This window comes from Telluria sp. ZT3P26 (genome assembly GCF_059686035.1).
The window spans coordinates 376,793-402,117 of record NZ_JCASII010000004.1 but is presented as its reverse complement, the minus strand read 5'-3'; the positions used below and the strand labels follow the sequence as shown (position 1 = coordinate 402,117).

At 66.2% G+C, this 25,325-nt stretch carries 26 protein-coding genes; 14 read left to right on the top strand and 12 right to left on the bottom strand.

Annotated features, from left to right (window positions below; genetic code table 11):
* Positions 1–58: 58 nt before the first annotated feature.
* Complete coding sequence (locus tag AC56LN_RS15525) at positions 59–1,315, bottom strand: M20/M25/M40 family metallo-hydrolase (protein WP_499572999.1); 1,257 nt, start codon at positions 1,313–1,315, stop codon at positions 59–61.
* Entirely contained in the window at positions 1,312–2,556 is a 1,245-nt protein-coding gene (locus AC56LN_RS15520; protein WP_499572998.1) for a urate hydroxylase PuuD, read from the bottom strand. Before AC56LN_RS15520 ends, AC56LN_RS15525 begins: the two co-directional genes overlap by 4 nt.
* A gap of 161 nt (positions 2,557–2,717) precedes the next feature.
* Between AC56LN_RS15520 and AC56LN_RS15515 the strand changes: the two genes are divergently transcribed.
* The 9 genes from AC56LN_RS15515 (at position 2,718) to chrA (ending at position 10,533) form a co-directional block, all read left to right on the top strand.
* Complete coding sequence (locus tag AC56LN_RS15515) at positions 2,718–3,656, top strand: LysR substrate-binding domain-containing protein (RefSeq protein ID WP_499572997.1); 939 nt, start codon at positions 2,718–2,720, stop codon at positions 3,654–3,656.
* Positions 3,657–3,753: 97 nt separating this feature from the next.
* Complete coding sequence (locus AC56LN_RS15510) at positions 3,754–5,514, top strand: allantoate amidohydrolase (RefSeq protein WP_499572995.1); 1,761 nt, start codon at positions 3,754–3,756, stop codon at positions 5,512–5,514.
* The gene (locus tag AC56LN_RS15505) at positions 5,501–5,881 is read left to right on the top strand and encodes a hypothetical protein (RefSeq protein ID WP_499572993.1); all 381 of its coding nucleotides are present in this window, start codon (positions 5,501–5,503) and stop codon (positions 5,879–5,881) included. The genes AC56LN_RS15510 and AC56LN_RS15505 overlap by 14 nt, the downstream gene beginning before the upstream one ends.
* A 116-nt stretch (positions 5,882–5,997) precedes the next feature.
* Positions 5,998–6,561: a GNAT family N-acetyltransferase gene (locus AC56LN_RS15500; protein WP_499572991.1), complete on the top strand. Its 564-nt coding sequence runs from the start codon at positions 5,998–6,000 to the stop codon at positions 6,559–6,561.
* A gap of 20 nt (positions 6,562–6,581) precedes the next feature.
* Positions 6,582–7,169: a hypothetical protein gene (locus AC56LN_RS15495; RefSeq protein ID WP_499572989.1), complete on the top strand. Its 588-nt coding sequence runs from the start codon at positions 6,582–6,584 to the stop codon at positions 7,167–7,169.
* Between the two features lie 161 nt (positions 7,170–7,330).
* Positions 7,331–7,609, top strand: a complete 279-nt coding sequence (locus AC56LN_RS15490; RefSeq protein ID WP_332530174.1) for a hypothetical protein — start codon at positions 7,331–7,333, stop codon at positions 7,607–7,609.
* Positions 7,610–7,612: 3 nt separating this feature from the next.
* Positions 7,613–8,518 (top strand): sensor histidine kinase, encoded by a 906-nt coding sequence (locus AC56LN_RS15485; RefSeq protein WP_499572987.1) that lies wholly within the window; start codon positions 7,613–7,615, stop codon positions 8,516–8,518.
* Positions 8,519–8,524: 6 nt separating this feature from the next.
* Positions 8,525–9,298, top strand: coding sequence for a LytR/AlgR family response regulator transcription factor (locus AC56LN_RS15480; RefSeq protein ID WP_499572985.1), 774 nt, complete (start codon positions 8,525–8,527; stop codon positions 9,296–9,298).
* Positions 9,299–9,300: 2 nt separating this feature from the next.
* On the top strand, positions 9,301–10,533 hold the full coding sequence (gene chrA / locus AC56LN_RS15475) for a chromate efflux transporter (RefSeq protein ID WP_499572983.1): 1,233 nt from the start codon (positions 9,301–9,303) through the stop codon (positions 10,531–10,533).
* Positions 10,534–10,546: 13 nt separating this feature from the next.
* Here the strand turns inward: chrA and AC56LN_RS15470 are convergent, their stop codons facing one another.
* Positions 10,547–11,440, bottom strand: coding sequence for an SDR family oxidoreductase (locus AC56LN_RS15470; protein WP_499572981.1), 894 nt, complete (start codon positions 11,438–11,440; stop codon positions 10,547–10,549).
* Between the two features lie 90 nt (positions 11,441–11,530).
* Between AC56LN_RS15470 and AC56LN_RS15465 the strand changes: the two genes are divergently transcribed.
* Complete coding sequence (locus AC56LN_RS15465) at positions 11,531–12,355, top strand: helix-turn-helix transcriptional regulator (protein ID WP_499572979.1); 825 nt, start codon at positions 11,531–11,533, stop codon at positions 12,353–12,355.
* On the opposite strand, the gene AC56LN_RS15460 is transcribed toward AC56LN_RS15465, so the two are convergent.
* Positions 12,298–12,963, bottom strand: a complete 666-nt coding sequence (locus tag AC56LN_RS15460; protein ID WP_499572977.1) for a TetR/AcrR family transcriptional regulator — start codon at positions 12,961–12,963, stop codon at positions 12,298–12,300. The genes AC56LN_RS15465 and AC56LN_RS15460 overlap by 58 nt on opposite strands.
* Positions 12,964–13,111: 148 nt before the next feature.
* On the opposite strand from AC56LN_RS15460, the gene AC56LN_RS15455 reads away from it, so the two are divergent.
* The gene (locus tag AC56LN_RS15455; RefSeq protein ID WP_499572976.1) at positions 13,112–14,338 is read left to right on the top strand and encodes an MFS transporter; all 1,227 of its coding nucleotides are present in this window, start codon (positions 13,112–13,114) and stop codon (positions 14,336–14,338) included.
* 23 nt (positions 14,339–14,361) lie between these two features.
* Here AC56LN_RS15455 and AC56LN_RS15450 read toward each other — a convergent pair whose 3' ends face one another.
* Entirely contained in the window at positions 14,362–15,027 is a 666-nt protein-coding gene (locus tag AC56LN_RS15450; protein ID WP_499572975.1) for a DUF2076 domain-containing protein, read from the bottom strand.
* A gap of 112 nt (positions 15,028–15,139) precedes the next feature.
* Between AC56LN_RS15450 and AC56LN_RS15445 the strand changes: the two genes are divergently transcribed.
* Both AC56LN_RS15445 and AC56LN_RS15440 read left to right on the top strand, forming a co-directional pair.
* The gene (locus AC56LN_RS15445; protein ID WP_499572974.1) at positions 15,140–15,550 is read left to right on the top strand and encodes a VOC family protein; all 411 of its coding nucleotides are present in this window, start codon (positions 15,140–15,142) and stop codon (positions 15,548–15,550) included.
* 91 nt (positions 15,551–15,641) lie between these two features.
* Positions 15,642–16,178: a DUF2058 domain-containing protein gene (locus tag AC56LN_RS15440; RefSeq protein WP_183557442.1), complete on the top strand. Its 537-nt coding sequence runs from the start codon at positions 15,642–15,644 to the stop codon at positions 16,176–16,178.
* Positions 16,179–16,220: 42 nt separating this feature from the next.
* Here the strand turns inward: AC56LN_RS15440 and AC56LN_RS15435 are convergent, their stop codons facing one another.
* The 7 genes from AC56LN_RS15435 to xapA form a co-directional block, all read right to left on the bottom strand.
* A complete protein-coding gene (locus tag AC56LN_RS15435) occupies positions 16,221–16,544 on the bottom strand; it encodes a hypothetical protein (protein ID WP_499572972.1) in 324 nt (107 codons plus the stop codon).
* A 124-nt stretch (positions 16,545–16,668) separates the two neighbouring features.
* Complete coding sequence (locus AC56LN_RS15430; RefSeq protein ID WP_499572971.1) at positions 16,669–17,073, bottom strand: cytidine deaminase; 405 nt, start codon at positions 17,071–17,073, stop codon at positions 16,669–16,671.
* Positions 17,074–17,084: 11 nt separating this feature from the next.
* Positions 17,085–18,407: a thymidine phosphorylase gene (deoA, locus tag AC56LN_RS15425; protein WP_499572969.1), complete on the bottom strand. Its 1,323-nt coding sequence runs from the start codon at positions 18,405–18,407 to the stop codon at positions 17,085–17,087.
* A 150-nt stretch (positions 18,408–18,557) separates the two neighbouring features.
* A complete protein-coding gene (locus AC56LN_RS15420) occupies positions 18,558–20,936 on the bottom strand; it encodes an aldehyde dehydrogenase family protein (RefSeq protein ID WP_499572967.1) in 2,379 nt (792 codons plus the stop codon).
* A gap of 13 nt (positions 20,937–20,949) precedes the next feature.
* Entirely contained in the window at positions 20,950–21,906 is a 957-nt protein-coding gene (deoC, locus tag AC56LN_RS15415) for a deoxyribose-phosphate aldolase (RefSeq protein WP_258836451.1), read from the bottom strand.
* Entirely contained in the window at positions 21,903–23,096 is a 1,194-nt protein-coding gene (locus AC56LN_RS15410) for a phosphopentomutase (protein ID WP_499572965.1), read from the bottom strand. The genes deoC and AC56LN_RS15410 overlap by 4 nt, the downstream gene beginning before the upstream one ends.
* A 27-nt stretch (positions 23,097–23,123) precedes the next feature.
* On the bottom strand, positions 23,124–23,966 hold the full coding sequence (xapA, locus tag AC56LN_RS15405; RefSeq protein WP_258836453.1) for a xanthosine phosphorylase: 843 nt from the start codon (positions 23,964–23,966) through the stop codon (positions 23,124–23,126).
* 248 nt (positions 23,967–24,214) lie between these two features.
* On the opposite strand from xapA, the gene AC56LN_RS15400 reads away from it, so the two are divergent.
* On the top strand, positions 24,215–25,321 hold the full coding sequence (locus AC56LN_RS15400) for a carbohydrate kinase (RefSeq protein WP_499572963.1): 1,107 nt from the start codon (positions 24,215–24,217) through the stop codon (positions 25,319–25,321).
* Positions 25,322–25,325: the final 4 nt, after the last annotated feature.

Genomic DNA, 25,325 nt, shown 5'->3' with positions numbered 1-25,325 from the left:
ATCGACGCGGTCTCGTCACTGACTTGGGTTCCCGCCTTCGCGGGAACGACGTTTGATGCTAATGATCGTCGGCCGGCTGCGGCTCGACACTCAACATGTCCAGCAGCGTCAGCGCCACCACCTTGGTAGCGCTGCGCAAGTCTTCCAGCGCCAGCCGCTCGTCGGCCTTCTTCGCGTTGGCTTCCGTGACCGTGCGCGGCCCGGCCCCATACAGCACGGCCGGAATGCCACGCTCGCCGTACAGGCGCGCATCCGCATACAGCGGCGTGCCGACAGCAGGAATCGCTTCGCCCAGCACGGCGTGTGCATTGCGGCGCAGGCTCTCGACCAGCGGCTGCGCGCCGGGCAGCGGGCGCAACGCCTGCGACAGCAGCAGGCGCTTGATGTCGAGCCGGATGCCGGGCATGCCGGCCACCGCGTCGGTGATCAGCGCGCGCACCTGCGCTTCGACGGCGACCGGGTCCTCTTCGGGAATCATGCGCCGGTCGAGCTTGAGCACCACCTTGCCCGGCACCACATTGGTATTCGTGCCGCCATCGATGCGTCCGACGAGCATCGTCGGCGAATCGATGCCAGGCACGCCCGACTTGATGGTCTTGAGGCGTGGCAGGTCGCCGTAGATCACACTCAATACCCGCGTAGCTGCCTGCAGCGCATCGACCGCAGTTTCAGGCATCGCGCCGTGGCCGGCCTTGCCGTGCACCGTCACTTCCAGCTGCAGGCAGGCGTTGTGCGCCGTGATGATGCTGTAGCCGAAACCGGCGGCGATCACGTAGTCGGGCTGCGTCAGTCCCTGCTCCAGCAGCCAGCCCGGCCCCAGCAACCCGCCAAATTCCTCATCATAGGTAAAGTGCAGCTCGACGCCGCCACGCAGCGGTGCGCCCAGTGCCTCGAGCGCGCGCACCGCGAACACATAGGTGGCGAAATCACTTTTCGATACCGCCGCCGCGCGCCCGTACAGGTAGCCGTCTTCGATCACGGCGCCATACGGTGGATGGGTCCAGCCCTCGCCCGGCGGTACGACGTCGCCATGCGCATTGAGCGCCAGCGTCGGCCCGTCTCCGCCGTACGGCCGGCGCACGATCAGGTTCGTGATGCTTTCCAGGCCATAGTCAATCACCTGCTGCGATGGCACCGCGTGCCGCTCGAGCGGCCAGCCGGAGCGCTCCAGCATGTCGGCCACGGCCTCGGCATGCGGCGCGTTGTTGCCCGGTGGCGTATCGGTGGGAATCCGCACGACGGCCTGCAGAAAGCCCACTTCGTCATCGAAGTGCGCGTCGATCCAGTCGGTCAGGCGTGTCTGCAGTGCGTTCATGGTGTGTTTCCTGTTTTTGCGCCGGCCTCGAACCAGGCCTTGATCACGGCGCGTTCGGCATCGGTCATGTGCGTCAGATTCGCCAGCGGCATGGCCCTGGTCTGGACTGTCTGCTGATAGATGCGCGCAGCATTCTGGCCGATCTGTTCCGGCGTTTCGAGCATGACGCCCAGCGGCGCGGCCGCAAAGCCGGGCTGTGTCGGTTGCGCTGCATGGCACGAGACGCAGCGCGCCCCCATGATCGTGCGGACCTCGGCAAAGCGTGCTGCATCGGCCGTCGCGGGGGTAACCACCGGATCGACGCGCACCGGCCGGGCTGGCGCCAGCAGCACGCCAAGCCCCAGCAGCAGCACGGCGCCTGCCACCGGATACCGCCATTCGATGCGGCCCTTGTGGCGCAGATTGAAGAAGTGGCGGATCAACACGCCGGCCAGCATGATCACGCCCAGCACCGCCCACGCATGCGGGTGGTTGTAGGTCATCGCGTAGTGGTTGCTGATCATGATGAACAGCACCGGCAGCGTGAAGTAGTTATTGTGGACGCTGCGCTGCTTGGCCCTGATGCCGTGGACCGGGTCGGGCTTCTGCCCTGCCAGCATCGCATTGACCATCTTGCGCTGGCCGGGAATGATCAGCATCGCCACGTTCGCGACCATGATCGTGCCGATCATCGCACCCACGTGCAGGTAGGCCGCGCGGCCGCTGAGCAGGTGCGTGAGCACCCAGCTGCTGCCAACTAAAAACAGGAAGACCGTCGCAGCAAACGCCAGCTGGCGCTGCACCAGAGGTGAGCGGCACAGCAGGTCGTAGACGATCCAGCCCACGACCAGGCTGCCGATGCCAATCCCGATCGCCTGCCCGCTCGACAAATCGGCCACGCTGCGGTCGATCATCATCGCTTTCGCGTTCATGTAATACACGATGCTCAAGAGCGCAAAGCCCGACAGCCACGTGGAATAGGCTTCCCACTTGAACCAATGCAGCTCCTTCGGCAGTTCGGCAGGCGCCACCAGGTATTTTTGCGGGTTGTAGAAGCCGCCGCCGTGTACCGCCCACAGCTCGCCGGCGACACCTTTGCGCTCGAGGTCCGAGCCGGGCGCCGGCGGCTTGATCGTGTTGTCGAGCCAGACAAAGTAGAACGATGCACCGATCCAGGCAATGCCGGTGATGATGTGCAGCCAGCGCACCAGCAGATTGAGCCATTCGAGAACGTAGGGGGCCAGGTATCCGGGGTCGAACATGGGCGTCCTTCAGGGTCGCAGATTCAAGGGAAATACGCGCGCGCGCCAGCGCAACCATGGCGACCGACGGCTTGACGATACGCTGATTTCCATTTCTGCAACAACAAAATCGGCGTATATTCGACATATCCAACTCGATATACAACCAAGATTGCACGGCCATGTCCAGCCTTCCCCGCAACCTCGACCTGCACCTGATCCGCATCCTCTATTTGCTGCTGGTGGAGAAAAACGTCTCGCGCGTCGCGCTCAAGTTGAATCAACCGCAGCCCTCGATTTCGGCCTCGCTGCGCAAACTGCGCGAGCTGACGGGCGATCCGATCCTCGTGCGCGGCGCGCGCGGCATGGTGCCCACGCAGCACGGCGAGGGTCTGCTCAAGCCGGCCAAGCGCATCCTCGACGAAGCCGAGAGCCTGTTCGTGCGCAAGGCGCCGTTCCTGCCTGAAGACGCAACGCGCACCTTCCACATCGCCGCGCCGGATTACCTTGATGCGCGCTTCCTGCCCAATGTGGTGGCGTTGCTGCGTCGCGGTTCGCCCGGCAGCAAGGTCGTGATCCATGCGCTGGGGCCGGGCCAGGATTACCTGCGCATGCTGTCCGACGGCGACATGGACCTGGTGATCGCCAACTGGGACGAACCGCCGGCGCACCTGCACATCTCGAAACTGTTCGAAGACCCGATCATCTGCACGATGCGCGCCGACAGCCCGTATGCGCGGCGCACGGCGCCGGACGCGATGACGCTCGAGGATTATCTCGACCTGCCCCACGTCGCTCCGACCCAGATGCTGCCCGGGTATCACGGCGTGATCGACGCGCATCTCGAGCGCCTCGGCCTGCAGCGCCGCGTGGCGGTGGAGTCGCCCTACTTCGGCGTGATCCCGTACATGCTCACGCAAAGTGACCTGGTCCTGACCACCGGCCGCCAGTTCATCCGCGCCTTTGAGAAGACGCTGCCTTTGAAAAGCTTCACGGTGCCGGTGAAGTTTCCGCCGATGCGCTTTTACCAGTTGTGGCACCAGCGCGTGCACCAGTCGACCGAGCACAAATGGCTGCGCGACCAGGTCAGCAGCGCCGCGCGCGCCCTGGTGCAGGGCTAGTCTATATGCGCAGGCTGCTGGCAGTCATCCGCCGGGCGATATGGGCGCAGCCACCGCCAGCCCGTATGATCGATCGCTCGACCACCATGGAGCGCAGATGACCACGATAGCGACGCTGAACGCAAGCGAGCCCGCCGGCTTTGTCGAGGCCCTGCGCGGCATCTACGAACATTCGCCCTGGATCGCCGCGCGCGCCGCGCAGGCCCGCCCGTTCGCCAGCCTGGCTGCGCTCAAGCGCGCCTTGCAGTCGGTGGTGGACGCGGCCAGCATCGACGAACAACTGGCGCTGCTGCGCGCCCACCCGGAGCTGGCCGGCAAGGCGGCGATCGCCGGCGCCCTGACCGCCGAATCGACGAGCGAGCAAGCCAGTTCGGGACTGGACCGCTGCACGCCGAACGAGTATGCGCAGCTGCATGCGCTCAATGCCGACTACAACGGCCGCTTCGGCTTTCCGTTCATCCTTGCGGTCAAGGGCCCGACCGGCCAGGGCCTGTCGCGCCAGGCCATCATCGCCACCTTCGAGCGGCGCATCGGCAATGCGCGCGGCGACGAGCTGCGCGAAGCGCTGCGCCAGGTGCACCGCATCGCCGAGATCCGCCTGAACGCGCTGCTGGGCGTGACGCCGTCGCTCGGCGCGCGCGTGATGGACTGGTGCGAAGCGCTCGGCGCCATCAGCGACGTCGAGACGAACCTGACCTGCGCCTACATGACGCCGGCCCACCAGCGCACCGCCGCGTGCATCGCCGGCTGGATGCGCGCGGCCGGCATGACGGTCCACATCGACGCGGTGGGCAATGTCGTCGGCCGCTACGCTGCCGCGCAACCGGGGGCGAAGACGCTGGCAACGGGCTCGCACTACGACACCGTGCGCGATGGCGGCAAGTACGACGGCCGCCTGGGCATCCTGCTGCCGATCGCCGTCGTCGCCGGGCTGCACGCACGCGGCCAGCGCCTGCCCTACGACCTGGAAGTGATCGCGTTTGCTGAAGAGGAAGGCGTGCGGTATCAAAGCACGTTCCTGGGCAGCAGCGCCATCGCGGGCAGCTTCGACATGGGGTTGCTGACCGCCGTCGACAGCGAGGGCATCACGCTGGGCGACGCGCTGGCGCAGGCTGGCCACGACCCTGCGCACATCGCCGCCATCGCGCGCGATCCGGCGCTGCTACTCGGCTTTGTCGAAGTCCATATCGAGCAAGGCCCGGTGCTGCTCGAACGCGGCCTGGCGCTGGGCGTGGTGAACGCGATTGCCGGCAGCTCGCGCTATATCGTCGAACTGCGCGGCGTGGCCAGCCACGCGGGCACCACGCCGATGGGCATGCGGCGCGATGCTGCGGCCGCCGCCGCCGAGATCGTGCTGCTGGTGGAAGCGCGCTGCCGCCAGGGCGCGGCGCTGGTCGGCACGGTCGGGCAGCTGGAGGTGCCTGGCGGCTCGGTCAACGTGATCCCCGGCGCGTGCCGCCTGTCCCTTGATATCCGCGCCGCGGACGACGCGGTGCGCCTGGCCGCAGTGAACGATATCCTGGCCGGCATCAGCGCCATCTGCGCCGCGCGCGGCATCGGCGAGCGGCTGGTCAAGCTGCTGGAGATCGATGCCGTGCCATGCGCGCCGCGTCTCATGGCGCAGCTGGGCGCCGCGGTCGAACGGGCCGGCCGGCCCCGCTTCGACCTGCCGTCCGGCGCCGGCCACGACGCGATGCGCATGGCGCAACTGACCGATGTCGCGATGCTGTTCGTCCGCTGCGGTAACGGCGGGATCAGTCATAATCCGCTTGAGACGATGACGGCGGACGATGCCGATATCGCGGGACAGGTCTTCTCCGACTTCTTGCTGGGATTTATGGACAATGCCGCAACTTGAACTGAACGACCGCGAACTCATCGTTCGCATGGGGAAATGGGAACAGATGATGGCCTTGAGCGCGGATGTGCATGTTCCGCTCACGCAGGTCCGCAGCGTCATCCGGGACGATGGTTACGGCGGCCCAAGCGGATTCAGGCTGGGCCTGCGGCTCCCCGGAACACATATCCCATTCGTCGTCGCGGCCGGCACCTTTCTCAAGGCAGGCGACAGGCAGTTCGTTTTCACGCGGCGGCAGCTGCACACCATCGTCATCGAACTGGCGGACCATGAATGGACACGCCTCGTGATCGGCGTGCCCGATGCCCACGCGGCGGCCGCCCGCATCAACGCTGCGGTCGCGCGCCTTCGCACCAACGCAGACTGACCCGCGCTGCCTGCTTCGATCGCACCGGTAAATGGTGACGTTAAACAGCATGGCGCTTGTCTGCACGCCCCGAGTCGATGGTATGCTAACGCTTACAACTATGACAATGCAAACCCATGTCGACTTATAGCACCCCTGTCCTGACCACCCAACGCCTGATGCTGCGCCCGCTGGCCGCCACCGATGCACGGGCCTTGTATGCCATTTTTTCCGACCCCACCGTCGTGCGCTACTGGAGCGCCGAGCCGTGGACCGACATCTCGATGGCCGAAACCGCCATCGCGCGCGCCCTCGAAGCCTACCGCGACGAGACCGAGCTGCGCTTTGCCATCGAGCTGGCAGGCAGCCGCGAAGTGATCGGCACCGTCGCCCTGCACCACTTCTACAACCAGTACAACCGCTGCGAACTGGGCTACGCCATCGCCAGCGGCCACTGGGGCAATGGCTACGCCAGCGAAGCAATCGAAGCCGTGCTCGATCACGGCTTCAACGATGTCGGCATCAACCGGGTCGAGGCCGACATCGACCCGCGCAACGACGCGTCCGCCCACGTGCTGGAAAAACTCGGTTTTCGCAAGGAAGGCTTCATGCCACAGCGCTGGCGCGTGCACGGCGAATACGCCGACACCGTGTTCTACGGCCTGCTGCGCGATTACTGGAACGACCGTAAGGCATCCTGACCACAACGCAGAGGCCTCCCATGAAAACCATCGCAGCGTGTTCGGCCCTGGCGCTTGGGGTTCTTGGGCTGGCCCCGCAATCGGTCGCGGCCCAGGCCACGGTGCCGGCCTGGCGCGAGATCACGATCTACGCCAGCGATGCCAGCGTCCAGGGCATTGTCATGATCGAACTCACGCCCGGCACGCGGGGCCGCAAGGCCTCAGCGACGGTGCGCGCTTCGTCGCGCTCGGCCGATCTCGATGCGCTGGCACTCGGCATGGCAAGGCAGCTCGACATCACCGGCGCGGACGGCGCCCCCAGTGGCACGGTCACGTACCGCTTCCGCAAGGATCACACCGGGACCATCGCCACCAAGACCTGCGCCGACCTGAATGTCGATGTGGCCTACCACAGCGCAACGTTCCCGGAGCGCAGCCTGCGCGAACTGCCCGTGTTCTACGAGAGCGTCGGCAAACTGATCTACAGCTTTCAACGCGAAGGCGAACGCCGCACCTTTCCGCCGGCCGACACGCTGTTCGACGCGACGCTGGCCGGCTGCGCGCGCACGCCGCAGGCAGGCATGCTCGACGTGATGCGCCAGGAAGCGCTCAAGCTCATCGCGCCGTAACACCCATCGTGCAGCGCCGCCGTATTGACACGCAAAACCGTGCCCCGCTCATCCACGCTGACGACCGCTCGCCCCGGAAATCGCACCGTTCGTCGGATCGCCCTTGGCCTGGGCCGGCTGCATCCCTACAGTAGGGTCATCACTCTTTGAAAGGACTGCACGTGAAAACCATTCATACGCCCGCCAGCCGTTTCCAGTCGATCCTGCGCAATGCCGAAGTGGCCGGCCGCACCACCTGGCGCCTGGCCAAATCCGGCGCGCGCTACCTGACCCGCATGCCGTGGCCGGTGCTGCTGGTGCTCGCCATCGCCCTTGCCGCGCTGGTCACCATCGTGCCGATCGTGCTGGCCCTGTTCGTCGGCCTGCTGGTGCTCAAGTTTGTCGCCGTGGCCGTGTTTGGCCGCCCACAGCGCCGCCTGCGCCACACGAGCGGAGAATAAGCGATGGCGGCTGTCCAGATCAACCGCGCGCTCGACTTCGTGCGCGATGCCATGCGCGAAGCAGGCGCCCTGTGGTGGCGCTTCTTCGACTGGCTCGCGCTGATCGAATGGCGCCAGCTGTACCTGGTCTGGTTCCTGGGCTTCGTCGCGGGCCTGTTCGTCAATCTGGTCGAACCGGCGATCTGGTTCATCCTGGTCTCGTTTGGCGTCAAGGTACTTGCCGGCGGCAAGCGCCGCGCCGAATTGCTGGCGCGCGACGCGTCGAGCAAGGCCGACGTGGCCAATCTCGAACGGCGCCTGACCGAGGCGCAGATGGCCACGCTCCAGGCCCAGGTCGAACCGCACTTCCTGTTCAACACGCTGGCACTGATTGGCCAGCTGATCGAAACCGATCCGAAGGAAGCCGCGCGCGTGCACGGTCACCTGATCGAATACCTGCGCGCGTCGCTGCCGCAGATGCGCGGGTCGATGGGCAAAGGTGGCACCGGCGGCACGCTGGGCAAGCAGGTCGAGCTGTCGCGCGCTTATCTCGCCATCATGCAGGCACGCATGAAAGAGCGGCTCCAGGTCCGCTTCGAGGTGCCCGATTTTCTGGGCAGCGCGCCGTTCCCGCCGATGATGCTGCAGACGCTGATCGAGAACGCGATCAAGCACGGGCTCGAGCCCAAGGTCGCGGGTGGCACGATCGTCGTGCGCTCGCACGTCGAAGGCGCGACGCTGCATGTGGATGTTCTGGACGACGGCGTCGGCTTCAACCTGCATGCAGGCAGCGGCGTGGGCCTGGCGAATATCCGCGAACGCCTGGCGCTGTTGTACGGCAAGGACGCGGAACTTGTGATCGAAGCACCCGTGACGGGCGGCGCCTGCGTGTCGATTCGCCTGCCGTACCGGATGACGGAAGACGGTTGACCATCCATGCCCACTGCCCTGATTGCCGATGACGAAGCCCTGATGCGCGACCAGCTGCGGGCACGCCTGCACGAGGCGTGGCCCGAACTGCGCATCGTTGCCGAAGCCGCGAACGGCGTCGAGGCGGTGGCGCTGGCGGCGCAGCACAAGCCGGACATCGCGTTCCTCGACATCCGCATGCCGGGCATGGGCGGCATCGACGCCGCACGCCAACTGTACGCCGACTGCCACATCGTGTTTGCCACCGCCTACGACCAGTACGCGGTCGAGGCCTTCGAGCACGGCGCGATCGATTACCTGCTCAAGCCCGTGACGCTGGCGCGGCTCGATACCACGGTGGCGCGCCTGCGCCGCCAGCTCGAGCACAAGCCTCAGGACATCGGTGCCCAGCTGGCGCGGCTGGCGCAACTGGGCGACCAGCTGCTGGGTCGCGCGGCGCCCTCGTCAAAACCGTCGTATCTGCGCTGGATCCAGGCCCAGTCGGGCACCAGCCTGCGCATGGTCGCGACGTCCGAGGTGCTGTTCTTCCAGTCCGACGACAAGTACACGCGGGTGCAGACGGCCACCGCCCAGCACCTGATCCGCAAGACGCTCAAGGAACTCGAAGAAGCGCTCGATCCCGACGAATTCTGGCGCATCCACCGCTCGACGCTGGTGCGGGTCGATGCGATCGCCGAAGTGCGGCGCGACCTGCGCGGCCGGCAAATGCTCACGCTGCACGGCTACCCCGAGGCGCTTGAAGTAAGCCGCAATCACAGCGCGCTGTTCCAGCAGATGTAGTCGTGCACGACCAACCCGACCAGTCCCCTCCCCCGGCGCATGGCGCAGGCGCCAGTTCGCCGCTTGCGATCTTCTGGGTCTTCCTGCTGCTGGGCCTGCGCTCGTTCGGCGGCCCGATCGCCCACCTGGGGTACTTTCGCAACGAATTCGTCCTGCGCCGCCGCTGGCTGGAGGACGCGCGCTATGGCGAACTGGTCGCATTGTGCCAGTTCCTGCCCGGGCCGGCGTCGAGCCAGGTCGGTTTTGCGCTCGGCGTGCTGCGCGGCGGCGGCGTATTGGGTGGCTGCGCCGCGTGGCTCGGGTTTACCTTGCCGTCGGCGCTGCTGATGCTCGCCTGCGCGCTAGGGGCTGCTTTCATGACCAGTCCGCTGGCCGCTGGCGCGGTCCACGGGCTGAAGCTGGTGGCGGTCGCCGTCGTCGCGCAAGCAGTATGGGGCATGGCGGGCACGCTGACGCCCGACTGGCGACGCAAAGTGATTGCCCTGGCCGCCATCGCGGTCGTCGTCGTGACTGGCGGCCAGGGTGGCCAGCTGGTCGCCATCGCGGCCGGTGCGCTGGCCGGCTGGGCCTGGTGCCGCGGCGAAGCACCGCACGGCGCTGCCCCGCTTGCGTTTCCGGTGCGCGTGACAGGTGGCGTGGCCGCGCTGGTCCTTTGTGGTTTGCTGTTCGTGTTGTTGCCCGTCACGGCCGCTGCCACGCAGTACCGCCCGCTCGCTTTATTCGACGCCTTCTACCGCTCGGGCGCACTGGTGTTCGGCGGCGGCCACGTGGTGCTGCCGCTGCTGCAGGCCGAGACCGTTGCCAGCGGCTGGATCAGCAGCGAGACGTTCCTGTCGGGGTATGGCATGGCCCAGGCGCTGCCCGGGCCCTTGTTTGCATTTGCCGCATTCCTTGGCGCGCAGGCCGGGATGAGCGCCACCGCCGTCGGTGGCGCCTGCGTGGCGCTGATCGCGTTATTTCTGCCGGGACTGCTGCTCGTCTACGGCGCGCTGCCGTTCTGGGCGCGGCTGCAGCGCCAGCGCGCGCTGCGCCACGCGGTCATGGGCGCCAATGCCGCTGTCGTGGGCATCCTCGGCGCCGCGCTGTACAACCCGGTCTGGACGAGCGCCGTGCTCGATCTGCGCGACGCCGCCGTGGCGCTGGGCTGCTTTCTGCTGCTGGTAACGTGGCGCGCCCCGGCCTGGCTGGTCGTGGCCCTGGCTGCTGCAACCGGCGTACTGATGACGCTGGTCTGATGAGCTTCTCCAATCAGGCCGGGAAATAACGCGTGCTATCGACATCCTCCATCAGCGTGCCCTGGCGTGGATGCCAATCGAGCACCTCGCGCGTCCAGCTGCACGCTGCCGGCACGTCCATCCCGGCGAAATGCGCCAGCGCGCCAAAGTGCTGCGCTGCTGCAGCGCGCACGATGCTGGTCACCGGCACGCCCAGCCGGCGGCCGATCGCCACTGCAATCTCACTGAATGGGACGCCCTCCTCGGCCACGGCGTGATAGCGCGCGCCCGGGGCGGCGCGCTCGAGCGCCAGGCGAAACACGCGCGCGGCATCCAGGCGATGCACCGCCGACCAGCGGTTGGCGCCATCGTCGACAAATGCCGCCACCCTTTTTGTGCGCGCGAAACCGATCATCATCGGTACCAGGCCATGATCCCCCTCACCGTGCACGGATGGCGGCAGGCGCACGACCGACGCATTCACACCGCGTGCGACCAGCGCGCTGGCGGCATGTTCCGAGGCGCGCGGATAAGCCGGGCTGAGCGGAAACGTCACATCCTCCTCGGTCGCCGGCCGGCCCTGCACATCGAGCACCATGCCCGACGTCACAACCAGCGGACGATCCGAACCTTCGAGCGCCTCGCCCAGTGCCTCGATCGCGCGCCGGTCCTGCTTGCAGTTGGCGGCGTAGCGTGAAAAGTCGTGGTCGAAGCCCGTATGGATCACGCCGTCGGCCGTGGCAGCCGCGCGGCGCAGCCCGTCGACATCGTCGAGCGTGCCGCGCCACGCCTGCGCGCCAAGCCCGGCCAGCGCCGCCGCGCCAGCGTCCGACCGCGTCAGGCCCGTGACGGCGTGGCCGGCGGCGAGCAAATCCTGGATTACGGCAGAACCGACGAATCCGGTCGCACCGGTAATGAACACATGCATGACATCCTCCTTGTTGGGCAGATGTCCACTATCGACGCGGCGCGCATCCGGGTAAAGTAGTGACCTTATACGGGTATAAGAGGTAACAGGATGGATGAGACGCCGGTGCGCGACAACCCGCTGGGCAGCTACCTGAAAGACCGCCGCGCCCGCATCGATCCGGCTGCGCTTGGCCTGGGCAGCACGCGCCGGCGCACGCCTGGCCTGCGGCGCGAAGAAGTCGCGCAGCGCGCCAGTATCAGCACCACCTGGTACACCTGGCTGGAACAGGGCCGGGGCGGCGCACCGTCAGCTGAGGTGGCCGGGCGCATCGCACGGGCACTGATGCTCACCGGGGCCGAGCGCGAGCACCTGTTCCTGCTGGCGCTGGGCCGGCCACCGGCGCCGCACCATGCGCCGCACGCAGCGATCTCGCCGCGCATCCAGCGCGTGCTCGACGCTTTGCCCGCCAGCCCGGCCTTCATCAAGACTGCCAGCTGGGATGTCGTCGCCTGGAACCGACCCGCTGCGGCGGTGTTCGGCTACGACAGCGCCACGCCAGAGCAACGCAATATCCTGCGCCGCATCTTCTGTGACCCCGCCACGCACGCCGCCCAGCGCGACTGGGACAGCGTGGCGCGGTTCGTCGTCGCCGCATTCCGCGCCGACATGACGCGCGCCGGCGTCGATGCCCAGTCGGCCCCGCTGGTGCGCGAACTGCGCGAGCGCAGCCCGGACTTCGACGCGCTGTGGCAAAGCCGGGATGTCGGCACCTACGGCGAAGGCACGAAGCAGTTGCACCATCCGGTGGCCGGCTGGCTCGCGCTGGAATATTCGTCGTTTGCGGTCGATGCTCGCCCTGACCTGTCGATGGTCGTCTACAACCCGGCGACGCCGGATGATGCGGCGCGGATCGTGGCGTTATCGACTGGCTGAGGCTGCACGCATGCCAGGTCCCACAGGCGCAGGACCTGCGTGATCGCGGCATCCATCGCCGCTGTTGAAACGCCGTCGCGTGCCAGCGTCGTCAATCCAAGAAGAAAACTCTCGAACACTGTCGCCAGTGCGCGAGGCTCGGTATCCGCGCGCAGTTCGCCTTGCGCCATGCCGCGCTCGACGCAGGCCAGCATGCCGGCGCCGGTGCGGGCGCGCGACGCATCCAGCGCGGCAGTGAGCGTGGCATCGGCATCGCAGCCGGTCCCCACGACGCCCAGCACCACCATGCAGCCGGTCGGGTGGCCGCGTCCGGCCTGCATGGCGGCCGAGCGACGCAACGCCGTCTCGATGGCGAGGCGCGGCGCCAGACCGGTATCCCACAGGCAGTCGGTGACGGTGCCGTGCGTGGTCAGATAGCAGCGCACGGCTTCCTGGAACAGCGCTTCCTTCGAACCGAACGCCGCGTAGAAACTGGGCGCGGAAATACCCAGTGCGGTCTTCAGCCGGCTGAGCGACGTCGCCTCGTAACCATGTTCCCAGAACAGATGCATGGCCGTGGTCAGCGCGGCATCACGATCGAATTGTCGGGGTCGGCCCATCTGCGCCATTGCGGTCTCCTTGTCGAATACATCCATACTAGTCGGTACAAAAGTCGTTGACAAGCAGCGCGTGCATCGCCTACATTCATACCAATCGGTACATAAGTACCGCTGGCGGTGCTTCGGCGGCGCTTTCCACCCTTCAAAGGAGCGCACCATGCACGCAAAGATTGCCCATCCACCAAACGTTGTTGCCGGTGACGACCGACTACCCATTGCCGCGCTGCTCGCCCTGGCAATGACCGGATTCATCTGTATTGCAACCGAAACGCTGCCGGCCGGCCTGTTGCCGAATATTTCCGATGAGCTCGGCGTGACGACGGCGATGGCAGGCCAGACCGTCACCGCCTACGCGCTTGGCTCGGTGCTGGCCGCCATCCCGCTCACGATCGCCACGGGCGGCTGGCGGCGGCGCAATGTCCTGCTGCTGACGATCATCGGCTTTCTCATCTTCAATTCGGTGACGGCCTTCTCATCCAGCTTCTGGCTGACGATGACGGCGCGCTTTTTCGCTGGCGCCGCGGCAGGTCTGGCGTGGAGCCTGCTGGCAGGCTATGCGCGCAAGATGGTGGCCGTGCACCAGCAGGGGCGTGCGATGGCGATCGCCATGGTCGGCACGCCGATTGCGCTCGCGCTCGGTGTGCCGATGGGCACCTGGCTAGGGAATATGTTGGGGTGGCGCAGCGCGTTCGGCATCATGTCGGCGCTGTCGGTGCTGCTCATCGGCTGGGTGCTCGCCGTGGTGCCCGATTATGCGGGACAGCCGGCGAGCGAACGCGTCGGCATGCGCAGCGTGCTTGCCACGCCGGGCGTCAAGCCCGTGCTGGCAACGGTCATTGCGTGGATGCTGGCGCACAATATCCTCTACACCTTTATCGCGCCGTTCGTCGCGCGCGCCGGCTTGCAGGGCCGGGTCGACCTGATCCTGCTGGTGTTCGGCCTGGCGGCATTGATCGGCATCTGGATTGCAGGCCGCACGGTCGATCGCCACCTGCGGACGGCAGTGTTGGCCAGCCTGGCGACCTTTGCGCTTGTCGCCCTGTCGTTCATTGTCTGGTCAGATCACCCGCTGGCAATCTATATCGGCACCGCAGTCTGGGGCGTGACCTTTGGTGGTGCCGCGACCCTGCTGCAAACCGCGCTGGCCGACAGTGCGGGCGCCGGCGCCGATGTCGCCCTGTCGATGAACGTCGTCGCCTGGAACGGTGCGATTGCCGGCGCTGGTGTACTGGGCGGCGTGATGCTGCAGACCTGGGGCGCGCACGCTTTTCCATGGGCCCTGCTCTGCCTGCTTGGCATTGCCCTGGGCATCGTCTGGTCAGCCCGGGCACATGGATTCAGGAATGGGCCACGGGCTGGCGGCGCGGTCGTCGCCGGCCATTGATGCGTCAGGCAGTGCGGTACTGATCAGCCGAAGACGCCTTCGTCCGACCCGTCGCCGTCGAAGAACCCGCTCGGCTCATCACCATGGTTGCTGTCGGCCAGCGGATCATCGGCCGCGTTCGGTTCATCGATGGCGCCGATGCCCGCCTGGTCGGCGAGTGCGCCACCGCTGCCCGCCTCGCCCGTACCGGCGTCGGCCAGCAGATGATTGGCGCCGCCTTCCGCGCCGCTTGCGGCACCACCGTGATCGAGCAGATTGCCGATGCCATGGAACAGGAAGCTGCCGGCGGCTACGCCAGCTGCCGTGGCCGCGATCGTGCCCAGCATGCCGCCGCCGGCGCCGCCCAGGAAGCCGCCGCTGCGGGTCGGTGCCGCCACACCCTGCGCTGCGCTTTGCACCGGCGCTGGTGACGATGGATTGCTTTGCGCCGAATTACCCCACGTATTCGCGTCGAGGAACCCGCCGCTGCCCTTCGTGGTCTGACGTTCCAGCTCGGCGATGCGCGCCCTGGCATTGCCCAGTGCCTGCTCGACCAGCAGCGCGCGCTGCACCAGCAGGTAGGCAGCATCCGGTTGCTCGGCTACAGCGCGCTGGATCAGCGCGTCGGCTTGGGGATCTTTCGTCACGCCACGGGCCTGGACCAGCTGGCCCAGGAAGTCCTGCAAGGTTTTTTCGTCTGACGGGTTCATGATGGTCTCCGGTTGGAAGCTGCGATATGCTTACATTGTGGGCCCGTTGTCGAAATTTCAAGCATCTTTGGATTGTCTTCGCTGTTCTGACCAAACGAACCAGGAGCGTGCCATGCCTTCCACCGTCGTCCCCTGCCTGCGTTACCACGACACCCCTGCCATGCTCGCCTGGCTGTGCACGAATTTCGGCTTCACGATACGGCGTTGCATCCCGGGCAGTCAGGGCGAAGTCGCGCATGCCGAGCTCACACTGGGCGATGGCATGGTGATGATCGGCACCCATGCAGAAGATGACTACGGCCGCCTGCTGGCGACACCGGCGCAGGCTGGCGGCTTGCTGACGCAAACGATCTGGCTCCACGTGGATGATGCCGACGCCGTGCATGCCCGCGTACTCACGAGCGGCGCGCTGATCACCCAGCCGATCAGCGACGCGCCGCAGGGCGGGCGCGCATTTGCCTGCCGCGATCCGGAGGGCCATCTGTGGCAGGTCGGCACCTACGATCTCTGGGGCGCTGCCTGATGCTGGCTGGGCGCGGCGCTTGTTTGCTATGCTAGCGCCCTTGCGCCGCCTTCATTATCAGGCGGCCCGTCATATTTAGGGAAAGCACATTATGGTTTCGCTGCAAGAGCAGTTACTCAAGGCCGGCCTGGTCGACAAGAAAAAGGTCAAGCAGGTCACCCAGGCAAAAAGCAAACAGCACAAGCACGAGCTGCGCACGGGCGTGGAGTCGGTCAACGAGGCGCGCGAAGCGGCGCTCGAACTGCAGCGCAAGAACGCCGAGCGTGCGCGCGAGCTGAACACGCAGCGCGATGCGGCTGCGGCACAGAAAGCCATTCTGGCGCAGATCGCGCAGATGGTGCAGAAGAACAAACAGCCCAAGGGCAAGGGCGATGTGCCCTACAACTTTACGTTCGGCACCAAGATCGAGCGTATCCACGTGACGTCGCAGATCGTCGAGCACCTGGTGGCAGGCCGCCTGGTGATCGTGCACATGAACGGCAGCTTCGAGCTGGTGCCGCGCATCATTGGCGAGAAGATCGCCCAGCGCGATGCGTCGATCGTCGTGCAGATCAAGAAGAAAGTACAGGAAGTGGAAGAAGACGATCCGTACGCGGACTTCAAGATTCCGGACGATCTGATGTGGTGATGCGGGGTCGGAACGGCGTTGCGACGCCGTTCCGATGCTGGATTACTTCTTGGTCTTGTCTTCGACGTCCTGGGTGGCGGTCCCGGTCCGGGTCGCGCTCGAGGTACGCTCGGTCTGCTTCTTCGGCTGGCCCATCCCTGCCGACGTGGCTTCCTGCTTGCTGCTGCCCTGGAAATCCGTCGAGACCGAATTCGCGCTGTCTTCCGGCTCTGCCGCCGGGTTGGCGCGCTTGTCTGCATTACCCGTTACCGGCGCCTGGCGGTCAGCCATGCCTGCCTTGGCCGGCTGCGGCGTGGTCGGGGTGGTCTGGGCTGCGGCACTTGCCGCAATGACGACGCCGCTGAGTAGAACGATCAATTTTTTCATGGCAGGCTCCAATTCAGTGTGTATATGTAATCACTTTGTGCTCAACCTCGCGATTACAAGGGCTGATTGATCGACGCTGCCACCATGGCACGCAGACGTTTCTGCGCGCCATGAACACTTTCCTTTAGGACTGCAGGTCCTGCCCACCAAAGGCATTCGGCAACTGCGCCGCTGCCGTCGTCTCGAACATGGCCCCGGTCAGATTGGTCAGGATCACCGGCAGCTCATTGCCGCCCAGTTCCAGGATCACTTGCCGGCAGGCGCCGCATGGCGCGATCGGGCCTTCGGTCTGGCCGATCACGGCCAGCGCCGCGAAGTCGCCCGGCTTGTAGCCGTTGGCAATGGCACTGAAGAATGCCGTACGCTCGGCACAATTGCACAGGCCGTAGGCGGCGTTTTCCACATTGCAGCCACGGAAAATGCGGCCATCCTTGCATTCCAGCGCTGCGCCCACCTGGAATTTGGAATACGGCGCGTAGGCCAGTTCGCGCGCGGCGCGCGCTTCGTCGATCAGTTTTGCATAGGTCATGGGTGAGTCTCTCAAGGACGAACGAAGCGGTGAATCATTGGCTCGGCAGCCGGCTGGGTATCGCCGATCCGGTAAGCCGCCTGCACCTGGCGCACGGCCTGCGCGGCCGCCTCGGGCGAACGTGCATGCACCATCGCCAGCGGCTGGCCGACGGCGATCTGGTCACCCAGTTCAACCAGGCCGGTCAGGCCCACGGCGAAGTCGATGCTGTCCTGCGGCCGCACACGACCGCCGCCCAGCGCAACGACCGCCAGGCCAAGGCCACGGGTATCGACCGAGACGGCGTAGCCGGCCTGCAGGGCTGGTGCCGGCACGATGACGGGCGCCGTTTCCAGGTGCGCGTCCGGCTTGTCCATCAGGTCGGCCGGGCCGCCCAGTGCCGTGACCATGCGCGCGAAGCGCTCGGCCGCTTCGCCCGAATCGAGTGCGGTCTGCAGTTTGGCGCGTGCTTCCGCGTCCGTGCCCGCCAGGCCCGAAATCACCAGCATTTCGGCGCACAGCGCCATCGTCACTTCGTGCAGGCGTGCCGGGCGCGCCTTGCCGGTCAGGTAATCGATCGCGACGCGCACTTCCACTGCATTGCCGGCCGCGTGGCACAGCGACTCGTTCATGCCGGTCAGGATGGCCGAGGTGCGGGTGCCGGCGCCGTTGCCGACGCTGACAATGGATTCGGCCAGTTCCAGCGATTTTTCCGCCGTCGGCATGAAGGCGCCGCTGCCCACTTTCACGTCCATCACCAGCGCATCGAGACCCGCCGACAGCTTCTTCGACAGGATCGAGCCGGTGATCATCGCCACCGATTCGACGGTCGCCGTGGTGTCGCGGATGCTGTAGAAGCGCTTGTCGGCCGGCGCCAGCTGGGCGGTCTGGCCGATGATGGCGACACCCACGTCTTTCACCACCTTGCGGAAGGTGTCCGGGTCGGGCACGGTGCTGTAGCCGGGGATCGCATCGAACTTGTCGAGCGTGCCACCGGTGTGGCCCAGGCCCCGGCCCGAGATCATCGGCACGAAGCCGCCGCAGGCTGCGATCATCGGGCCAAGCATCAGCGAGACGACGTCGCCGACGCCGCCGGTCGAGTGCTTGTCGACGACCGGGCCTGGCAGGTCCAGCGACTTCCACTCCATGACCTGGCCCGAGTCGCGCATCGCCAGCGTGAAAGCGACGCGTTCATCCATCGTCATGTCGTTGAAGTAGACCGCCATCGCGAGCGCGGCGATCTGGCCTTCGGTGACGCTGCCGTCAGGAATGCCACGGACAAAAAACCGGATCTCTTCGGCCGACAGGATGCCGCCATCGCGTTTTTTGCGGATGATTTCTTGGGGGAGGAACATGGGGACGTCTCTATGAATTGTTGACCTGAAAACCGTCATTCCCGCGGAGGCGGGAACCCAGGTGTGCGTCATCGCGAACTTACCTGGATTCCCGCCTGCGCGGGAATGACGTTGTTTTAATGTGGCGGATATTTTCCGTACTTGGCTTCTTTAAACGCCGTATGGAATCCAGACGTTCTTCACCTGGCTCGCATGCTGCAGCACGACGCGGCCACCGGCCTGCTTCGGATCGAACCAGTCGCGCCCTTTCGCGCCGCCGGTCCAGGTGCGCTTGAGCGTCTCGCTCGACAGGCGCTCGACTTCGGCGCACCCCTCGGCAGAACCGTCATGGCGCCACACGGCATCGATCTCGCCGTGCGAGGCCAGCGTGCGTGCCAGTTCGTCGGCCGAACCGGTGACGATATTGAGCGCCCCACCCGGCAGGTCCGACGTATCGAGTACCTGGTACAGGTCGATCGCCGACAGCGGATGCTGTTCCGACGGCACCGCCACCACGCGGTTGCCCAGCGCCAGCGCCGGGGCGACCAGCGAGATGAAGCCCAGCAGCGGGTTCTCGTTCGGGCACACGATGCCGATCACGCCCACGGGCTCGTTCAGCGCCACGGTGATGCCGTGCATCGGCGGCTGGTGCACCTGGCCGTCGTACTTGTCGGCCCACGCGGCCCAGTAGAACAGGCGCTCGACCGAGGCTGCCACTTCGCGCACGGCGTCGTTCGAGCCGGTCTGCTGCGCAATGCGCGCGGCGAATTCGTCGGCGCGGATCGCCAGGTTCTCGGCGATGTAGTACAGCACCTGCGCGCGGTTGTGCGCGGTGGCCTTGGCCCAGCCGGCCGCCTTGTGCGCCGCTTCGACGGCGTTGCGGATGTCCTTGCGGCTGCCTTCGCCGATGTCGGCCAGGAAGGCGCCGTTCGCGCCATTGATCGCACGGCTGTAGGCGCCGTCAGGGCGCGCCTGCTTGCCGCCGATGTACAGCTTGGCGGTACGGTCGATCGCGAACGGGCTGTCGGCGTCCGCTGCTTTCACTGCGCCCTTCGCGGCAATCACCGGCGCGGCAGGCCGCGCGTCTTCCGACAACGGCGTCAGGTACTCGTACATGCCTTCCTTGCCGCCCTCGCGGCCGTAGCCCGATTCCTTGTAGCCGCCAAAACCGCAGCCTGCATCGAACTGGTTGGCCGTGTTGATCCAGACCACGCCGGCCTTGATCTGCGGGACGACGTCCAGCGCCAGGCTGATCGACTCGCTCCAGACGCAGGCGGCCAGGCCGTAGACGGTGTTGTTCGCCAGTTGCACGGCTTCGGCCGGGGTGCGGAAGCTCATCGCCACCAGCACCGGCCCGAAGATTTCGGCCTGCGCCACGGCGGCCGACGTCGACGCGCCCGTGATCAGGGTTGGCAGGTACCACGAACCGGACGTCGACAGCTCACCGGCCGGTTGCCAGACTTCGCAGCCTTCGGCGCGGGCCGATTCCACCAGACCGTGGATGCGCTGCTGCTGCACCGGATCGACCAGTGCGCCGATGTCGTTCGACTTGTCCAGTGGCGAACCGACGCGCAGCGTTTCCATGCGCGCCTTGACCTTCTTGATGAAGCGCTCGTACACCGACTCTTGCACCAGGAGGCGCGAACCGGCGCAGCAGACCTGGCCCTGGTTGAACCAGATCGAGTCGACCAGGCCTTCGACGGCGGCGTCCAGGTCAGCGTCGTCGAACACGATGAACGGCGACTTGCCGCCCAATTCGAGCGACAGCTTCTTGCCGCTGCCGGCGGTCGACTTGCGGATCAGGCGACCCACTTCGGTCGAGCCCGTGAACGCGATCTTGTCGATGCCCGGATGATTGACGATCGCCTCGCCCACACGGCCATCGCCGGTGACGATATTGACGACACCAGCCGGCACACCAGCGCGCTGGCAGAGTTCGGCAAACAGCAAGGCGGTCAGCGGCGTGTACTCGGCCGGCTTGAACACCACCGTGTTACCGGCCGCCAGCGCCGGCGCGATCTTCCACGCCAACATCAACAGCGGGAAGTTCCACGGCACGATCTGGCCGACGACACCGACGGCGCGGTAATCGGCGAATTCTTCGGCCTGCAACTGCGCCCAGCCGGCGTGATGATAAAAATGACGGGCCACGAGCGGCAGGTCGGCGTCGCGCGTTTCGCGGATCGTCTTGCCGTTGTCGAGCGTTTCGAGCACCGCGAACAGGCGCGCATGCTTTTGCAGCAGGCGCGACAGCGCGTACATGATCCTGGCGCGGCCATGGCCACCCAGCGCGACCCAGCCCGGCTGCGCACGGCGCGCGGCTGCGACGGCGCGTTCGACATCGTCATTCGTCGCCTGCGTGACCTGTGCCAGTTCGACGCCATCGGCCGGATTGGTCGTGGCGAACGTGTCACCGGCGTCGCTCCAGGCGTTGTCGATGAAGAGGCCGAAGCGGCGCTCGTGACCGTCCAGCCATGCGTGCGCTTCCTTGGTGGTCTCGAGAGCGGGGCCGTAGTCCATGGTCTGAAGAATCTCTTTAATTGTTGGCATGACGTATCCGGATTTAAGGTTGCGCGTGACGATGGGCGGCCGAGTAGTTCCCGGTCACGTAGTGCTCGAGCTGGCGTTCGATGTCGGTCAGCAGGCTCGATGCACCGATGCGGAACAGGTGCGGCTGCAGCCAGTCGTTGCCCAGTTCTTCCTTCATCACGGTCAGGTATTGCAGCGCCGACTTGGCGGTCGAGACGCCGCCGGCCGGCTTGTAGCCGACCTGGAAACCGGTCAGTTCGTGGTAGTCGCGAATCGCGCGCACCATTACCAGCGACACCGGGATGGTGGCGTTCACGCCTTCCTTGCCGGTCGAGGTCTTGATGAAGTCCGCACCGGCCATCATGCAGACCCACGAGGCTTTCGCCACGTTTTCTAGCGTGACCAGATCGCCCGTGGCCAGGATGGCTTTGACGTGCGCGTCGCCGCAAGCCTGGCGGTACGCGACCATCTCGTCGTACAGCGCCTGCCAGTTGCCGAGCAGGACGTGCTGGCGCGTGATGACGATGTCGATTTCGGTGGCGCCGGCAGCGACCGACAGTTCGATCTCGCGCAGCTTGGTTTCCATGCTCGACAGGCCGGCCGGGAATGCCGTGGACACCGCGGCGATCGGCAAGCGGCCCTGCAGGACCTTGACGGCCGGCGTGATCATTTCGTGGTACACGCAAACGGCACCCGTACTCAGGGTCTCGAGACCCAGCGCCTGCATCAGGTCGGCGCGCAGCGGGCGCATCGCCTTCATGCACAGGCGCTCGACGCGGCCCGGCGTATCGTCGCCCGACAGCGTGGTCAGGTCCATGCACTCGATCGCGCGCACCAGCCACGCGGCCTGGTATTCCTTCTTCACCGTGCGGCGGTTCGCGAGGCTCGCGGCGCGGCGGTCAGCCGCGTTGCGATTCACCTTGAGGCTGTTGATCAGGCCAAGGTCCAGGTCCATGGCGACGTTGCGTTTGAAGTCCAGCGGCTGGCTCATAGCTGTGCGATTCCGTTCGAAAGTGGTTTGACGCCGAGGTGTTTCGCCAGCGTGGCGCCGATGTCCGAGAACGTGTCTGCCACTGGCAGCTCTTGCGGCGCGACGTTCGGGCCGAAGAAGATCATCGGGATGTATTCGCGGGTATGGTCCGAACCCGGCGCGGTCGGGTCGCACCCGTGGTCGGCCGTGAGTACGACCAGGTCGCCGTCCTTCAGCTTGGCCATGAATTCCGGAAGGCGCGCGTCCAGTTCGTGCAGCGCATTGGCGTAGCCGGCGACGTCGCGGCGGTGGCCGAAGTGCATGTCGAAGTCGACGAAGTTGACGAACGTGAGCGACTTGTCGCCCGCTTCGTCGGCCACTTCCAGCAGGCGGTCGAACAGCGCCATATTGTCCGGGCCCTTGATCAGGCGCGTGACGCCCTGCCCTGCATAGATGTCGCTGATCTTGCCAAGCGCGAAGACGTCGCCGCCCGCGTCCTTGACGTGATCCAGCAGCGTCGGCGCGACCGGCGGCACCGCGTAGTCGTGGCGGTTCGACGTGCGCTTGTAGTCGCCGTTGGCACCCGTGAACGGACGCGCGATCACGCGGCCGATGTTGTACGGCTTGACCAGTTCATAGGCCGCTTCGCAGACGGCGTACAGGCGCTCCAGACCGAAGTGCTCTTCGTGCGCAGCGATCTGCAGCACCGAGTCGGCCGACGTGTACAGGATCGGCTTGCCGCTGGCGACGTGTTCATCGCCGAAGTCGTTGATGACGGTGGTGCCCGACGCGTGGCAGTTGGCCAGCCAGCCCGGCACGCCGGTCAGTTCCTGCAGCTTGTCAGTGAGCTCCTTCGGGAACGACGGCACGGTCTTCGGGAAGTAACCCCAGTCGAACAGCACCGGCACGCCGGCGATTTCCCAGTGGCCGCTCTGCGTGTCCTTGCCGGTCGACTGTTCGCGCGCGATGCCCCAGGCGCCGGTGAAACCGTCGCGCTGGCTGAAGCCCGGCGCCCATTCGCCGCTGGCCTTGTGGCCGGCCGCGCCCAGGCCGAGGCGCTCGAGGTTCGGCAGCGCCATCGGCTTGCCTTCCTTTGCGGCCCATTCGGCGATGTGGCCGAAGGTGTTGGCATCGATGTCGCCATATTTGTCGGCGTCGGGCAGCGCGCCCAGGCCAAAGGAGTCCAGCAGGAGGATGAATGCACGGGACATTGGATCGCTCGCTTTCGGTAAGTGTGATTAAGCGTCTGCGCGTGGGGTCGAACCAAGGCGCTCGATATACGCGTGGATCAGCGTGACCATGTCCTTGGCCGCGATCGCCGCGTACTTCAGGGTCTGCTCGTGCGACAGCGCGAACGGCGACAGGCCTTCGGCCAGGTTCGTGATTGCCGAAACGGCCGTCACTTTCAGGCCGCAGTGGCGCGCCGCGATCACTTCGGGGATCAGCGACATGCCGACGACATCGGCGCCCAGCGTCTTGAAGGCGCGGATTTCAGCGACGGTCTCGAAGTGCGGGCCGGCTGCGGCCAGGTACACGCCTTCGTTCAGCACGATGCCCTTCTCTTTGGCGACGGCCTTGACCTGCTCGCGCGTTTCGGCGTCATACGCATTGGACATGCTGAAGAAGCGCGGACCGAAGCGCTCGTCGTTCGGGCCCGACATCGGGCTGCCCGGCAGGAAGTTGATATGGTCGGTGATCGCGACCAGCGAGCCGGCATCGGCTTCGATGTTCAGCGAGCCGGCGGCGTTGGTCACGAACAGCAGTTCGCAGCCGATCTGCTTGAGGGTGCGCACGGCGTTGGTCATCACGCCCGGACCGTAGCCTTCGTAGAAGTGGCCGCGGCCCTTCATGCAGGCGACCGGCACGCCGGCCAGTTCGCCCAGCACCAGCTCACCGGCGTGGCCGTGCACGGTGCTGATCGGGAAGCCCGGCAGGTCGGCGTAGCTGATCGACACAGCGTCCGTCATCTGTTCGGCCAGCACACCCAGTCCGGAGCCGAGGATCAGCGCGACGCGCGGTGCGAAGCCCGGCTTGCGGGCGCGGATGATGTCGGCGGCGTCGAACGGGAGATTGCTGGACATGATATTCCTTGTGAAGTTCTGGTGATTCCGGGGGATGGGAGTGAGACTGGCGCGGCCTTGTCAGGCGCGGCGGCGTCTGGTCAGCTGAATATTATAACTATGCATGAATGCCGATATGTATGGCAAATACACTTTTTCTTCCCGATTTATATGTTTTCGCGATAAATTAGCAGGATCACGCCGACGTTGACGGCGCCATGACAAATGTCTAGCATTGCCGGACATAAGTTTAAATCATTTGCCGAGCGATGCCCAAAAAAGACCAGTTGTATGAGCTGATCCGCGCCAACCCCTTCATCTCCCAGCAAGACCTGGCGGCGCGCCTCGGCCTCTCGCGTTCGGCCGTGGCCAACTACATCGCCACGCTCGTCCGTGAGCGGCGCATCCTGGGCCGCGCCTATGTGCTGCCGGATCACCGCCCCGTCGTCTGCATCGGCGCGTCGAACCTCGACCGCAAGCTGCGCTCGCTGGGCCCGCTGGCCCTGGGCACGTCGAATCCGGCGCGCCAGACCGAGTCGTTCGGCGGCGTGGCGCGCAATATCGCTGAGAACCTCGCGCGCCTGGGCGCCCCGACGAGCCTCATCACCGCAGTCGGCCCGGATGCCTCGGGCCGCGCGCTGCTCGCGCATGCCGACGAAGCGGGCATCGACACGCGCAGCGTGCTGCTGGTCGATGGCGCGGCCAGCGGCACCTATACAGCGGTGCTGGACGAAGATGGCGAAATGCGCGTCGCGCTGGCCGACATGGCGATCAACAACGCGCTCACGCCCGCATTCTTTGCCAGCCGCGCGCCGCAGCGCGCCGGCGCCGCGCTGATCGTGGCCGACCTGAACCTGCCGCAGGATGCCGTGGCCGGGTTGCTGGGCGACGCGCTGACGGGCGGCGTGCCGATGGTGGTCGTCGCCGTGTCCGAGCCGAAGATCAACCGCCTGCCGCGTGACCTGCGCGGCCTGCGCCTGTTGATTCTGAACCTGGGCGAACTGGCAGAACGCGCTGGCCGCGCGATGGACAGCGAGGCGGCGATCGCGCGCGCCTGCGCCGACCTGCAAACCGACGGCGCGCAGGACGTGATCGTCACGCGCGGCGCGCAGGGCGTCATGTTCACGACGCCCGATGGCCTGCGCAGCCTGGCCGCACCGGTCGTCGACGTGGTCGACGTGACCGGCGCCGGCGACGCGTTTGCCGCCGCCGTCTGCTGGAGCCTGTACAGCGGCGCCGCCTCGCTCGACCTGGCCTGCCGTCGCGGCCTGGCGCTATCTGCCATGACCATCGGCTGCGCGCAGACCGTCTGCCCGCAAATTGCGCCCGGCCTGCTCGACGAACCGGCCGACCGCCAACTCCCTATGACTGATTAACCAG